This window comes from Streptomyces sp. 184, from assembly GCF_045781775.1.
GTDB lineage: Bacteria > Actinomycetota > Actinomycetes > Streptomycetales > Streptomycetaceae > Streptomyces.
In genome coordinates this window covers 4,134,821-4,148,488 of the sequence record NZ_CP123230.1, presented here as the reverse complement: position 1 = coordinate 4,148,488, position 13,668 = coordinate 4,134,821, and the positions used below count along the sequence as shown (strand labels likewise).

The following is a 13,668-nucleotide window of genomic DNA, read 5'->3' as shown; positions in this document are numbered from 1 at the left end:
GGGTCCCTCTTCAGTACGAGCGCGAGCGGGGCCCGTAATCAGGAGGCGGCCACCCCTTCTTGTACGCAGCGATCGTGCGCCGGGTATGAGGAGGGGGATGAGGGCAGCCCTGCATGAGGTCGGGTTCTCGCATCACCCAGGACAGGGCGTAGTGCGCGGGACTGACCGGCCAGATCGTCTTCGGCGGCTTCGCCGGGGCGCGTGAGCCCTTGCGCCGCTTGGGACGGGGCGGCTGTGGCGGGCGCAGCTTGCAGCTCTCGGCAAAAACTGTCAGATACGGCAGGCCGGTGCTGCCCAGTGGGTCGGTGAACAGCGCGCCGCTGGTTCCGGAGGTGGTGGAGGCGATACGCCAGGTGAAGGCGGCGGCGAGCAGCAGGGGGCGTGCCCAGACGGGGACGTGATGGGTCATGCAGCCCTGGCGTAGTCCGTCGTCGTGGAGGGTGAGGGTCGAGGCATCGGGGGCGAGGTCGCGGACGTGGGCGGTGGCCAGTTGCGTGACGGAGGCGGCCGTGAAGACGGCGGTGGCCAGTTGGGCCGCCAGGTGGGGGTGGGCGGTGGCACTGTGCAGTCGGTGGGCGACTTCGGCCTCAGTAAGGGCCGGCGGGACAGGTGCGAAGAAGTCCCTGTCTTGAGCCATGGGCGCCCGGCACTGGCAGGGGCGCGTCGGGCCGTCGATGGCGCTGAGCGTGGTCAGGGCGGGCAGGTTGAGCCACCGGCTGGCAAGTGACCGCCTGGGTGCGGGCGGTGTGGCGGTGGGCGGCTGAGCCTCGGGCAGGAGGGCGGCCGCCTCGGCTACATGGTGGGCAACTTTGGCCAGGGCCCGCTCGACGGGCGCAGGAACGTGCCGGCTGTGGCAGACCAGAGCCAGCCGGCAACCGGTGCGGTGACGCAGTTGCAGCAGGGCACCCAGGCGGTGCGGGGTGAGGAAGTGAGCGCGCAGGAGCATCAGGTGGCTGGTGCGGGTGGCGAGGATCCACGCTGCTGCGAGGGTCCAGGCGGGCGCTGTGTCGAGCTGGCGGTAACCGGGGACGGGGACGGGTTTGTCGAGAGCGGCGAGGACGTCGTAGGCCAGGGCGAGCACGGAGTCGGTGCCGGGGGTCGGGTGAACGGTGAGTCTTCCGGCTTCGGGGGCGTTGACGGCCAGGGCGGCGCGGGTGTGGACCAGGTCGTCACCCGGGTCGAGGATGACGGTGACCGGGGGCGGGTTGTCGCAGCTAAGCAAGGTCAGACCGGCTGCCGGGCGGAGAGTTTGCTGTAGGTCCAGCGCAGCAGATCCTCATCCACACGGGTACGGCCAGTCGCCTTCAGACCGGTAGTGAGGTGGTGGGTGATCTTCGCCCAGGCCCGGAAGTTCCCGTGCGCGGCCTCCTGATCGCAGACCGCGATCAGGTCGGGGTCCGCCTCTGCCCATACGGGGTGGAAGGCGGGGATGACGGTGAGGACCTCGTCCAAGGGCATGCGGCCGATCTCCTGCCAGGCATAGACCCGGGATTCGAGCATCGGCTCGCTCTGCAGCACCTCGAAGCAGCCGTTGCCGCCGGTGAAGATGATGGTGAGGTCGGATGCGGTGTCGTCCCAGAGGTAGCGCAGGTACTCGAAACACAGCTTCGACAGCCACTGTGCCTCGTCACACACCAGCACCCGCGGCTCCTCCAGCGCTCCGCGCAGCATGCGGTCGAACTCGATCGCATGCGACGGCGGCCGGCCCGGCAAGCCCAGAGCGTGGAAGAGCTCGTGGCGCAGGTCCCGGGTGGAGGGGCGGGCCCGGAACTGGATCCGGCGCGCCAGTACCGGTGCGAGCTCGCGCAGCGAGGCGTTGACCGCGAAGGACTTGCCGTTGCCGGCCTGCCCGTAGATGCAGATCATCGCCTTCGCCTCGATGGCAGCCCGGATGTTCTCCCGCGCCGTGAGCAGCGCCCGCGTAGAGACGATCTGGGCGCCAGGCAGGCGCATGAAGTGATCCTCACGCTCCCTGGGCAGCCGCCCCTTGCGTTCAGCGGTAGCCATCCGGTGTCACTCCTCGGTCTGCGAAGCGGGTGCAGTGCCGTCTGCGTCATCCGGCGCCGGGGAGTGCGGTGCGGTATCCGGACGCGGCCGGGCGGCAGAGGCGGGGCGTGGGCGGGTCCAGCCTTCGGGCGGGTCCCGGGGTGGGATCAGGTCCGGCAGCGCGCGGGCCGCCAGATCGGCCGCCTTCGCACGGGCGATCTCCGCCTGGGCCTGCTGACCGGTGACCGTACGCCGCGGACGAGGAACATCCGGTGTGGTCGTGGCCGTGTAGCGGGAGCGGCGCAGCTTCTCCGCCGCTTTCAAGTCGGCTTTCAGCGCGCGAGCCTTCTTTTCCCGGACCGAGCTGAGCTCTCTGCGCTGCTCGAGCGTCGCTTCCTCCGCCAGGTAGGCGGTCCCAAGGTGGCGTCCGAGCTGTTCGGTGGAGAAGACCTCGACCTGTCCGTCGTAGTGCGGCAGATAGCGGAGCCGGATGCGTGTGCCGACATGGCCGACCATCCACGGCGCGATGTAGAACCGGCGCCGCCACCTGACCCCGCTCGTCGAAATCTTCCGCACCCTGCCGTCGTCCTCCAGGGCGAAGAACGACAGTTGCTCTTCGGGCACGTCCTCCACCGGGGTCGGATCCGCCTCCCACGCCGCCATCGGCGTCAGCCCTGAGACGAGGCCCGAGGGCCGGTGCTGCGTGTTCCACCAGCGCACCCAGCCCAGCAGCGCCTCGACGAAGTCCGCGAAGGACAGCAGACCGCCCACCTCGCCGGGGCGATGAGCACCCACGGGCCGGGCTCGGCGGGTGTAACCGGGAAGCGAGACCAGGAACATCTCCTCCGCCGCACCGTTCAGCGCCTCGATGGTGCCCTTGCGGTACGGCGTGTACGCCGGAAGGTCCTCCACCGGCACCGCGAAACCGCCTAACGCTCGCGACACCGTCCGGCACAGGAACTCCTTGCCCCGGTCCACCCGCACGCTGCCGGGCAGACCACCGCACGGCCCGTAAGGATCGGCGCGGCTGATACCCGTCCGCAGCGCCGCCAGCACCGCGTCACGTGCCGGCTCATGTGGAGTGACCGCCACCCCCACGATCACCTTCGTCGCAACATCGATGAACCACGTCACCCACGGACACACCGCCTGCCCCTCGACATCCACCCGCACCGGGACCCGCTTGTGATCGCCCTCCCAGCAGGCGTTGCGGTAGATCGGCGGCCGCTTCCCGAACACGTCGTGACGCCGGCGGCCTGCCTCACCCGACCGCAACCCGGCCCGCTCCCCCGCCGGCAGATCCCGCACAACAGCACGATGGAGAACCGAAAGAGACGGGACCGGATCCGACGAAGGGGCCTTCACCGCACGGGCGACAAGCTCCCGGTGCACCGCAGAGACGTTCCCACCCCACAGCGCAAGAAGTTCCCGGACCTCCCGCGTCACAGTGAACCGAGGACGTGGACGCGGCCCTGTCCTGCCCTCACGGCGCGCCACCGACAGCCAGTTCCACACCGTCCGCTCCGACACGACCAGAGCAGACGACACCAACCGCACATGCGCCGTACGCAACTCACCCCGTCCATCCAGGGCAAGCAACCGAGTCACAGCGGTCTCACGGCCCGCCCCGACCGGGACTACCGCATCACAGGAGCCGGGGCTCTCCTCTACGTCCACCGACACACCCCACCCGACACGCCGTACCCGTCAAACCCAGACTGACCCCACCACCACACACACGGGCAGACACGCCGCACGACATCACTCCAAGAAGTGACATCCACAGGATGCAGACACATCCCGACCCCCTCTACCGCTATAGACCCAGCGTCAAGGTCACCCATACTTCAGCGGCACTCTTCAGCCCGAACCGGCGCCACGCCTTCAGCAAACGGCCAACCCACCCGCCGCCACCAGGCATAACTCGGTACTGAAAACCAAACACCGACCACCGAAAACTAGAAGCCGACCATCACCACGAACTCGACCGCCAAGTCGTCCGACAGCGATGTACTCCCGTACCACCTCCGACCACTTGAGCCGGTCCAGAACGGTGGCTTACCCGAGTAGATCTGCGGCTAGCGGCGGCTCCACCAGAAGCAGGCGGCCATCAGGATGCCCCCGAACACCTCCCTCGCGGCGTGCCTGGCCACCTCGTCGGCGGCAGTGCGCATCAGGCGTCGGGCGTGCCTGCGAGTTGTACTCCAGCGGGGCTTGCGTACGGGCTTGTCCCAGGCCGGTTGCTCGCCTGCATGGTCGGGGTTGGCCTGATGTCCGAGGGGGCGCTTAGGCTCGGGGTTGGCGTTGATTGCTGGCTCCTCAGGGTGTCGGTGGACGCTTGCAGGTTGGCGGCCTCCTGTTGCAGCAGGGGGCCGCCGTCATGTTCGACAGCAGCCCGGTAGGCCATAGGCCCCATTGTGAAGCGCGGCACCGACACGCCGGGCACATCGGGGGCGGCAAATACCGGGCTGCGGGCCGGAGTTCGTCATGCCGCCGCGCTGCGGTACAGGTCCTGAGGGGTCCCGCCCGGTGGAACGAGCGCCGATCTTGCCGCGCACGGGCATGACGATGGACTTGTTGGTGTAACCCTTGGGTGCCGGGCCGCCCCGCGAGTCCCGCCCGGCACCCGAACCTGACACCCCCTCAGGGCTCCCACCGGTCGTTCCAGATTTCTGGAACAGGCCACCCGGTGGATCAGCGGGAGTAGATCACCGCGGCCATGGCGACCACGAGCGCCGCCGCCTCGTACGCGGCCTGGAGCGGGGCAAGCGCGGAAGGGCGGAAGTGCGCGACGAGGGCGGCGCCGCCGATCAGGAGCAGTGCGGCGAGGGCCAGGAGCAGCGGGACGAGCTGGGCGAGTGTAGGCATGGAAGGGTTCCCCTCGGGGTCGGATCTGAATGGGTGTCGAACGGGCGGCGGGGCACACGGCCCCCTGGCAGCCTTGAGGCGCGGTAGACGGTCCCGGGCAGGACCGAACCGGACCGGATCAGAGTGCGACGCGCGGGGGCAAGCCCCGCAACCCCCGCCTGACCAGCCCGGATACCACCAGCGTGAGGCTGAACACACGGACTGGCTTGCAGCCTCGGAAAGGTGAGTGACGGGCCGTTTACGCCCGCCGCGCCACCTGCGCGCACGAGAGTCCGGGCGTCCGGGGTGAGCCCCTAGGCGGGTGCTAGCGGGGGTGCTAGACCCAGCGGCCCTCACCGTTAGGAACAACCCTGCCGACCAGGTACCTAGCAGGTCTAGCGGCCCGGACGGCCCCCCAGCCGGCCCTGGGAGATGCCGTGTCAGCCCTGTCGTGGGACCGGTGCTAGACCAGCACCGCACCGCGTACGGCCGCCTCCTCTACTAACTAGGGAGCGGAAGGACTTCCCAGGTGCTGGCACGTACCTCGAAGGGGCGCGCGGCCGGTTGCGCCGGGGCTTGCACGGCCGCTGTGCAAGCGCCGGCGGCGAGCTGCCGCGCGGGTTCCCCCGAGGGTGTCCCGAACCGTTTCGCTGACGGTGTCCCCACCGGTTTCGCGGCGTCCGCCTCGGCGGGTGGATGACCACCAGGTCACCGGCGGTGGTCAACCGGGACGGCGCCGGCGACATGTCTGTCTGTGTGTCAGCAGAGCATCTGATCACCCCTGGGGGCGGGCGGCGCAGGTCTGCCGCGGGTCTGCCGGCGGGTCTGCCGGCGGGTATGCCGAGGGTCTGCTGAGACCAGCACACCCCGAGCAGTACCACCGCCCCGCGAACGGCCGCACACCTATGGCTGCACACGCAGGTCAAGCGGCACAACCGGCCACCCACCACCCGACGACGAACCCACCCCGCGAGCCCCCGAAACCCACCCTGCCGGGACGACAGGGAGCGGCCGGGCTGCTGTAGGGCAGCCCGGCCGGAAGGAACGCAACTTCTCCGGGGAGTCAGTCCGTCTCGTGTCCGGTGCGGGCGAGGTGGGCGCGGTAGGCGGGGTGGTCCAGGTAGACCCGCAGCACGGCTTCCAGCTCCGGCACGATCTGGCCGGGCTCCTCAGGGCCGCCCGGGAACGGGTCGTAGTCCGCGGGCGGCACCCATCCCGAGCCGGGGCGCTGCCCCGGCAGCTCGTGGGTGCCGTTCCACAGGTGGGCTCCCGCCCTGGCGACTTCGTCGGGCAGCGCCATGTACGGCGCGGGCCGGTCTTCCAGCATGTCGCCGAGGGCTTCGCCGTGGGCCGGCTCAAGGATGCTGAACCAGCCGCGGGTGTCGATCCAGCCCAGCACCCAGCGCCGTTCGTCGTCGTCCAGGTCGTCGTTGTCCTTGCCGAGGGTGAGATAGACCCGCCGGTCTTCATCGATGTCGACGTGCCAGTCGGCGACCCGTCCGCCGGCCGTCTCGACGGCGGCGGCGACCGCCGCGGCATACGCCTCCACCGCTTCGTCCGAGCGGGCCTCGGGGTCCGGGCTCGGGGGCTGCTGGGCCAGTTGGCGGCGGGCGGCGGTGTACGAGATGCCCTCGCGTTCGGCGAGGCGGCGGACGGCGCGCTTGGCCTGCTTGCAGTCACGGCCTTCTCCCGGTCCGGTGAATGCCTCACCTTCTGGCCAGGAGAACGCCTCCGCTGGAGGCGTCGGTTCCGGGGGCACGCGGACGGGGCGGCAGACTTGGGGGATGGCGCTGTGGAAAGTGATGTACGCGGGCTGGGAGATGGAGTGCTGTGGGGACCCCTTCTCCGTGGGCGATGAGGTGTCCTGGCCGCTGTCCCTCCGGGAGCCGGAGCCGGCGGACACGGACTTGAGCACGGTCGAAGGGCCGGTCGAACGGCGGGATGTGGAGATGGAGGGCATCTGCTGGGTGATCCGCTCTGGCAGCCTGTCGGCGTTGTGGCCAGGGGAGGTGCCAGCGGGCAAGGCAGTCGACACGAATCCGGTGCGGCTGACCGGGCTGCTGGAAGTGGACCGGCATGGCCCCGGCCCGCGAGAGCTGCCGCCGACCACGGGCACGGTGCGCCGCATCCAGTTGGTGACCAGCGGCTATCGCTTCGATCCGGCGGAGGCCGCGTACGAACGGGTGCCGGGGGCGCGCTGGCTCCGGGAGGTGCCGACCTGCCCGAAGTGGTTCGACAGCAGGGCGCCGTACGGCAAGCGCGCACCCGCCGCAGGCGACCATTACCGCTCCGAGTCCGGCGTGCTCGTCGACCTGGAGATCGCAGACGGCTGACGGCGGACGCGTCGGCGACGATTGGCACCATGCCGCCCGCTCCGGACGGCGCCCCGCCATCCTCGGCAAAGCGCGGTTGAGCGCGCTGCTGACCGCGCGGCGCTGGAGGCGGACGTATGCGTGACCCCACCTCCGCCCGACCAACGGGGCCCACGCCGATGTGCCTCCCGTTCTCGGGTTCTGGCTCGCTTTCCGTGATATGTGCACGCTGAGTTACGACTGGTGCTCCGATGGGGCTTCGGGAAGTTGCCCGAAAATGATCAGGGCCGATCTTGGTGTGGTCGACAGTGCGGCGTCGTGGAAGAGACGTCGCCCCGCCTTGAGGGCTTGCTGTTACCGTCCATCGCGGACGTGTCGGTGCTGTCGCTGAACGTGAGTCACGAGGCGATACGCATCGACCTGTGCAGTACGGCGTCCGGGGCGGCATGCCCGGACTGTAGGAGCGAGTCAACCCGGGTGCACAGCTCTTACCTGCGGTTTCCTGCAGGCGTGCCGAGTGGGGGACGTCTGGTGATCATCCGACTGCGAGTTCGACGGTTCTTCTGTCCGGAGTCGTCCTGTGCTCGGCGGACGTTCGCTGAGCAACTGCCGGGACTGACCCGGCGGCACAGCCGGTGGACCGAGCGGTTGCGGTCGACTCTCGCCGCGGTAGGTCTCGCCCTCGCCGGCCGCGCTGGCGCCCGGATGGCACGGGCCTTCGGGGTGCCCATCAGCCGCAGCGCGGTGTTGCGGCTGCTCGAAGCTTTACCCGAACCGGATCTCCCGACCCCGCGGGTGGTTGGTGTCGATGAGTACGCCACACGCAAAGGGCGGGTCTCCGGCACGGTGCTCGTCGACGTCGAGACCCGCCGGCCGGTGGATGCCATGGTGGCCGGCGCTCCTCAGGTACTACCGCTCGCCGAGAAGCTGGCCGCAGCCATCGATCTGCCAGCCGAAACCCCGGCGACGTGCGACAACCTCGACCTCAGCACGTGGTTCAGGCACCAAGCAAAGGAACTGGCCGCTGGTCGAACAGGATCGTGGACCAAGGACTTGGATACAGCCTTCTACGTCGCACTGTTCCTGCGCGCTGCACAGCACTCGATCCGGCGCGGCTGCCCCATCGTCTGCGCCTGAGACCCACCTTCGGTCCCACTGGTCTCCCAGCGAACATCACCCACCGTGCACGCGTCACGGAAAGCGAGCCAGAACCCTTTGAAGTGAACGAAGCCATCCCCTGAAGCACGGCTGTATCGACCCAAGCGTCACGACGTCGGCAAGACGGTCAAACGCGCCGAATCGATCAAGGAACACCAAGCCCAGCAGGGTTAAACGTCAAGCTTAGAGGCCGTTCTCTTTCCGAATCTCGTGTGATGTCTTCGCTGGTCAGGCATGAAGTGGCTGCTGCCGCGGGAGCCTCGGTTTGTTGCCGGGCGAGATGTCGTGGAGGTGGCGGATGCCGTCTGTGCGGTCAGGCCAATGCGCGGTGGGGACGGGACTCGCGGCTGGAAGCGTCTCCTGAAACTCGCCGCTCCGCCGAGGCAACGGATCTCCCGCCGCCGGACTCTTCTTGGTGAGGAGGTGCCGAGGTGATGCTCACGAGCGGGGTCACGAAAGAGGGCCGCGACGCGGAGTTCCAGTCGTTCATGTCGAGTCGCTGGCTCCGGTTGGTACGGACGGCGTACCTGCTGACGGGGGAACAGCACACGGCCGAGGATCTGGCGCAGACGACTCTGGAACGCACCTATGTCGCCTGGCGCAGGGTCTCAAAGACGGACGACCCGGACGCCTACGTCCGGCGCATTCTGATCAACACCCACGCCCGGCGCTTCCGCGGCCGGCGCGGCGTCGAGGTGCCGGCCGGCTCCGCGAGCGACGCCTCGCGGCCGCATCCGCCGGAGCGGGACCGCATCGCGCAGGCGGACGACCGGGAGGTGCTGCTGCGGGCGCTGGTCGAACTGCCGCCCCGGCAGCGGCAGGCCGTGGTGTTGCGCTACTGGGAGGACCTGAGCGTCGGCGAGGCCGCCGCGGCGATGGGCTGCTCGACGGGCACGGTCAAAAGCCAGGCCGCCAAGGGCCTGGCGAAGCTACGGCAGACGCCGACGCTGAGCGGCCTGATCGGCGTCCGGAGCGAGACAGGGAAGGGGAGTGAGAAGTGATGGACGTGCACGAGCATGACGCCGACGCCGCCCTGGCGGAGCGGCTCGCCGAGGTCGCGCAGCAGGTGGTGACGTCACGGGCGCCCGCCGCGGCCGTGCTGCACGGGGGTGCGCGCCGCAGGAACCGCAGGCGCGTGGCGGCCGGCACCGCCGTGCTGCTCGCCGGCGGCCTCGTCGTCTCCTGGCTGGCGGTGCTGCCGGACGAGGACGGCGGCAGGCCTACGCCGCCGGCACACGTGACGGTGCCCGAGCCGCCCCGCGACACCAGGCCCCCCGGCACGGTGCGCCCTGTTTCCACGCCACTGGGCAAGGGCGTCGGCGCCGGTCAGCCATTCGCGGTGGAGGTCACCGTATGGGGCGCGGCCGAGACCGAGGACGAGGTGTGGGACCAGGTTCGGGAGATGTACGAGACCGACACGGAGCTGCCCTACGAGTGGGAGAACGGCGACGCCTACCCGCCTGTGGAGGGCGAGGACGAACTGCCGTACGAGCCGGGCACAGCCTGGTTCTACGTCGACATCTCCCTCGATGGCCATCCATCCGACTCGGAGAGCCCCGCACCGGTGCGGGAGCTCGGCGGGGGCCCGTCGTTCCTCTCCGGTACGAATCTCGGCGAGGAACCGAACGAGCAGCACGACGAAGAGGATATCTCCGAGCTCGTGGTGGTCCACGTGTCGGACTCCGTCACCCGCGCGCGGCTGGTCTGGGAGAACGGAACGGTGTCGGAGCCCGAGCTGACCGAGGCGGCGGGGACGCCCGGGGCGTGGTTCGTGGTGGCCGGGCCGCCCGGGGTCGATCCCGAGTCGCTGCACACCTACGACCGGAACGGCGAGCGCACCGAGGAGCGCAGCGAGGCATGGTGAGCGGCCCGGCGGGGGCCGTGCTACGGCACGGGCCCCGCCGGCCGGCGGTGGGTCACTCCGCCAGTACCGAGCCGAACCGGGCGTTCACGCGCGGCGCACCGAGCGCGGCGCCGTCGAGCGTCCGGACACCGCGGGTCCGCAGCCCGCCGGAGGTGCCGGCGAACACCCAGGAGTACCCGTCGTCGGTGTTCTCGCCGGGCGCGGAGGCGATCAGTCCGGCCCGGCTGTCGGCGCCGTCGTTGAGGGGGCGGGCCTCGCCGCCGAAGCGGTCCAGCCTCTCGGGTGCGCCGGGGATGCCCGCGGTGCTGTGGTGTACGCCTTCGCGCCGACAGCGGCCAGTCCGCACGCGAAGCCGCGCAGCAGCCAGACGGCTCCCGCGTCGGCGACCGCGCCGATGCCCTCGCACGCGGCACCGACGGCCAGATCGCGGGAGCGGTCGGCCGGGAGCAGGTTCGTATCCGCACGGCGGTGGAGCGGGCGCTGCATCGCGATCTGGTGGAGCTGGATGCGTATCCTGCTGCGACAGCGGAGCATCTGCTCGATGGCCTAGTTCGGTTCCGTCCACACGTCGTGCACTTCTCGGGGCACAGCGCGCAGGGTCTGATCTACTTCGAGCAGGACGTCGACCCGCACCACGAAGAGGCCATCGTCACAGCCAAGGCCTTTGCCCGCGCTATCGCGGCTGCGGATGATCCGCCTCTGCTGGTTCTGCTGAACTCGTGTCACTCCGCCGCCCAGGCCAAGAAGCTGCTCGACACGGTCCCCTTCGCCATCGGTATGTCGGACAGCATCGCTGACACCGACGCGATCACGTTCGCCGCGCGGTTCCACACCTCCGTTGCCGACGGGCAGTCCATCCAAGCCGCGCATGCCCTCGGGCAGGCGGCCGTCGAACTCGCCGGCCTCCCGGACCACGACCTGCCGACCCTGGAGTGCTTGGCCGACGTCGACCCCGCAGCTACTTTCCTTGTCACCCCACCCCGATAGGCCGCAGGTGTGAAACCTCCGGCCCTGCCCGGGCCTCTCTCCCGGCTCCTGGAGGGCCGACTCGGGGTGTGCTGGCGGGGTGCCGCCGGGGTCCCCGCGCGCTGGGCTTCTCCGGGGCGCTGCACATCCTCGTCAGCGTCCTTCAGGCGGCGTCCTCCCCTGCTTCACGGCGGTGCGCGCCTTGCCCCGAGCCGGCTCAGAGGTGCCGTTCCCGAGACAGCAGCATGGGGCGGGGTGTACCGCCCCATGACAGTCACGACGGCAGCGGACACCACCCCACAACAGTGACCGCGCCCCCACTCAACGCCCGAACAGCGAAAAAACACCACCGTCTGACGCGCCGTCACTGACACTGGCCACCGACACCAACCCGCCACATCGCAAGAGGCGGCTGGGCACGTCCGCCGATCCGGTGACCGGCTTCGGTGCCGCTGCGTGCGAGCAGGCCGGCTCACCCGAGAGGGTTCCCCTCGCCGCACTGTCCGTTCGCCCGGCTGTCGACCCGATACCACGCGCAGGTCTTTGCTTCCCATGACCTGTAGGGCCATTCCTGGATGTTGCCGTTCTGGTCATAGCAGCCATGAACGCCCGTGATGCACACGGCGGTCCGAATCCCGTTGATGTTGGAGTCGGTGCTGGTGCGTGCGACCCCCCAGTCCTGGTTTCCGTTTCCGCAAGCTATATACGCTTGCGCGTCGTGATGCTCGTGCGGATTGGTTGTAAAGTCCATCCACAGCATGGCGCAGTGATTGTCAGCGAGTGTGTCGTGGACGTAGCCGTTCATCTTCTTGGCGCCGTTCTCGGTGTAGTAGCTCGCAATGCCGTACGCACCGCCGGTGCTCAGGTAGTAGTTCTCATTGGCGTGCGCCGTACCAGATCCGAGCAGCAGGGTGCCGAGGGCGACTGGAAGCGATGCTTTCAGAATCCGAGAACGCATGATGAGGATCTCCCGCGTCGAGGCCAAGTTCCTTCACTCATATGGGAGCTTCCTTGCAGCAGCAAGATCACTTTTCAGCCAAGAGTTGGATCTTTTTGCGATCTCAGTTCGGGATGCGCACTCGCGTCATCAAGGCAGTCGGAGACGAAGGCGTGCGGAACCGGCGGCTGAGGAGTTGGTGGTGCACGGCCGGGTGGCGGCCGCCCGCGGGCGTGCTGCTGGCGCTCAGTGAATGTTTGACGTCCCTGGCCGCGCGGGTTGGTGGTCGGGATTCGCTGGCTTCCAGGCTAGCCGAACGCTGTCTCGGCGGGCGCCGGGCGGCGCCGAGATCGTGCTCATCAACCGAACGACATTTCCTGTACGTTCCCATGCTGCCGTACGTTGCCATCGGCGTGCTCGAAGCACGCCACATCTGCGTCCCGCTGGCCGGGCTCCGGCCGCGAGTGCGGCTGGTACTCGGCGAGGTGGACACCATCGACCTCGACGTCGGGCGGGTGCTGTGGACGGGGCCCGAGGGTGACGCTGACCCGCCGCCACGACGACCGGCGCGGAGGTCCGCGCCCGCGCTGGCTGCTGCTCGACGTCGCCCCGCGCATCATGCCGGAGATGGACGAGCGGATGTCCAGCTCCGCCACCGACGTGCTGCGCCGCCGCGGCGTCGACGTGCGCACCGGGACGTCGGTGAAGGAGTCGACGAGCGACGGTGTGCTGCTGGACGACGGCGAGTTCGTCGGCACCCGCTCGCTGATCTGGTGCGTGGGCGTGCGGCCGGACCCGCTGGTGGAGTCCATGGGCCTGCCGCTGGAGAAGGGCCGGCTGATCGTCGACGAGTTCCTGAACGTGCCCGGGCATCCCGAGCTGTAGGCCTGCGGCGACGCCGCCGCCGTGCCGGACCCGAACAGGCCGGTGAGTACTCGACGATGACTGCACAGGGCCGGCTCGCCGGCCGCAACGTCGCCGCCTCCCTCACCGGCGGCCGGCGGCAGCCGTACCGGCACCATCCGCGCGGCTTCGCCGTCGACCTCGGTGGCGTCAAGGCGGCCGCCGACCCCTTCGGCGTCCAGCTCGCGGGCCCGCTCGCCGCCACCCTCACCCGCAGCTACCACCTGCTGGCCATGCCCTCCGGGCGTGCCCGGGTCGCGGTCGACTGGGCCATGGACGCGCTGCTGCCGCGGCAGGCGGTGCAACTCGGGCTCGTCGGCCCCTGGTCGGTGCCCCTGGACACCGCCTCACCCGAGACGCCACGCATCCCCGGCGGCCGGGAGTGAGCCGCGCTGGGCAGTGGCTCAACCCATCAAGCCCGCTCAACGCGCCGCGGAACCTGGCCGCCAGCGATCCGGGGATGGAGGACACCCTGCTGGGCGAACTTGAGTTCGCGTAAAGGCCGCGCATCGGCCTCAGGCGGTGAGCACCCGGGAACGAGCAGCGGGGGCGGACAGGGTGAACCTGTCCAGCCCCGCTGTCGTCGTCAGCCGACGTCGAGCGTCTCCTGCGTGAAGTCGGCCGGTGTCTCTTGGCCGCCTCGGCAGTTCTGCGGCCACGGCGGCGCGACGCACTGGACCCTCTGGATACCCGCT

The 13,668-nt window shown here is 69.7% G+C and carries 12 protein-coding genes and 1 pseudogene; 6 read left to right on the top strand and 7 right to left on the bottom strand.

All coding sequences use genetic code 11. The features are described 5' to 3' along the window. Nucleotides 1-10 precede the first annotated feature (10 nt). The 5 genes from QBL21_RS17345 to QBL21_RS17325 all read right to left on the bottom strand — a co-directional run bounded on the left by QBL21_RS17345 (nucleotide 11) and on the right by QBL21_RS17325 (nucleotide 6,592). Entirely contained in the window at nucleotides 11-1,222 is a 1,212-nt protein-coding gene (locus tag QBL21_RS17345) for a hypothetical protein (RefSeq protein ID WP_407563108.1), read from the bottom strand. A 2-nt stretch (nucleotides 1,223-1,224) separates the two neighbouring features. Then, nucleotides 1,225-2,007, bottom strand: a complete 783-nt coding sequence (locus tag QBL21_RS17340; protein WP_407563107.1) for an AAA family ATPase — start codon at nucleotides 2,005-2,007, stop codon at nucleotides 1,225-1,227. Nucleotides 2,008-2,013: 6 nt separating this feature from the next. Beyond that, on the bottom strand, nucleotides 2,014-3,294 hold the full coding sequence (locus tag QBL21_RS17335) for a Mu transposase C-terminal domain-containing protein (RefSeq protein WP_407563106.1): 1,281 nt from the start codon (nucleotides 3,292-3,294) through the stop codon (nucleotides 2,014-2,016). 1,386 nt (nucleotides 3,295-4,680) lie between these two features. After that, nucleotides 4,681-4,854, bottom strand: a complete 174-nt coding sequence (locus tag QBL21_RS17330) for a hypothetical protein (protein WP_407563105.1) — start codon at nucleotides 4,852-4,854, stop codon at nucleotides 4,681-4,683. Nucleotides 4,855-5,896: 1,042 nt separating this feature from the next. Continuing rightward, a complete protein-coding gene (locus QBL21_RS17325; protein WP_407563104.1) occupies nucleotides 5,897-6,592 on the bottom strand; it encodes a DUF6292 family protein in 696 nt (231 codons plus the stop codon). 25 nt (nucleotides 6,593-6,617) lie between these two features. On the opposite strand from QBL21_RS17325, the gene QBL21_RS17320 reads away from it, so the two are divergent. The 4 genes from QBL21_RS17320 to QBL21_RS17305 all read left to right on the top strand — a co-directional run bounded on the left by QBL21_RS17320 (nucleotide 6,618) and on the right by QBL21_RS17305 (nucleotide 10,167). Then, nucleotides 6,618-7,166 (top strand): DUF6578 domain-containing protein, encoded by a 549-nt coding sequence (locus QBL21_RS17320; RefSeq protein WP_407563103.1) that lies wholly within the window; start codon nucleotides 6,618-6,620, stop codon nucleotides 7,164-7,166. A 297-nt stretch (nucleotides 7,167-7,463) separates the two neighbouring features. After that, on the top strand, nucleotides 7,464-8,282 hold the full coding sequence (locus tag QBL21_RS17315; RefSeq protein ID WP_407563102.1) for a transposase family protein: 819 nt from the start codon (nucleotides 7,464-7,466) through the stop codon (nucleotides 8,280-8,282). A gap of 455 nt (nucleotides 8,283-8,737) precedes the next feature. Continuing rightward, nucleotides 8,738-9,304 (top strand): SigE family RNA polymerase sigma factor, encoded by a 567-nt coding sequence (locus QBL21_RS17310; protein WP_407563101.1) that lies wholly within the window; start codon nucleotides 8,738-8,740, stop codon nucleotides 9,302-9,304. After that, on the top strand, nucleotides 9,304-10,167 hold the full coding sequence (locus tag QBL21_RS17305; protein WP_407563100.1) for a hypothetical protein: 864 nt from the start codon (nucleotides 9,304-9,306) through the stop codon (nucleotides 10,165-10,167). The genes QBL21_RS17310 and QBL21_RS17305 overlap by 1 nt, the downstream gene beginning before the upstream one ends. A gap of 52 nt (nucleotides 10,168-10,219) precedes the next feature. Here QBL21_RS17305 and QBL21_RS17300 read toward each other — a convergent pair whose 3' ends face one another. Continuing rightward, the gene (locus QBL21_RS17300; RefSeq protein ID WP_407566680.1) at nucleotides 10,220-10,513 is read right to left on the bottom strand and encodes a hypothetical protein; all 294 of its coding nucleotides are present in this window, start codon (nucleotides 10,511-10,513) and stop codon (nucleotides 10,220-10,222) included. Here QBL21_RS17300 and QBL21_RS17295 point away from each other — a divergent pair. Continuing rightward, nucleotides 10,450-11,154, top strand: coding sequence for a CHAT domain-containing protein (locus QBL21_RS17295; protein ID WP_407563099.1), 705 nt, complete (start codon nucleotides 10,450-10,452; stop codon nucleotides 11,152-11,154). The two genes, QBL21_RS17300 and QBL21_RS17295, sit on opposite strands and share 64 nt — an antisense overlap. Before the next feature lie 451 nt (nucleotides 11,155-11,605). On the opposite strand, the gene QBL21_RS17290 is transcribed toward QBL21_RS17295, so the two are convergent. After that, nucleotides 11,606-12,118, bottom strand: a complete 513-nt coding sequence (locus QBL21_RS17290) for a hypothetical protein (RefSeq protein ID WP_407563098.1) — start codon at nucleotides 12,116-12,118, stop codon at nucleotides 11,606-11,608. 205 nt (nucleotides 12,119-12,323) lie between these two features. Between QBL21_RS17290 and QBL21_RS17285 the strand changes: the two are divergent. Continuing rightward, a pseudogene (locus QBL21_RS17285) lies at nucleotides 12,324-13,359 on the top strand (NAD(P)/FAD-dependent oxidoreductase). The last annotated feature ends 309 nt before the right edge of the window (nucleotides 13,360-13,668 follow it).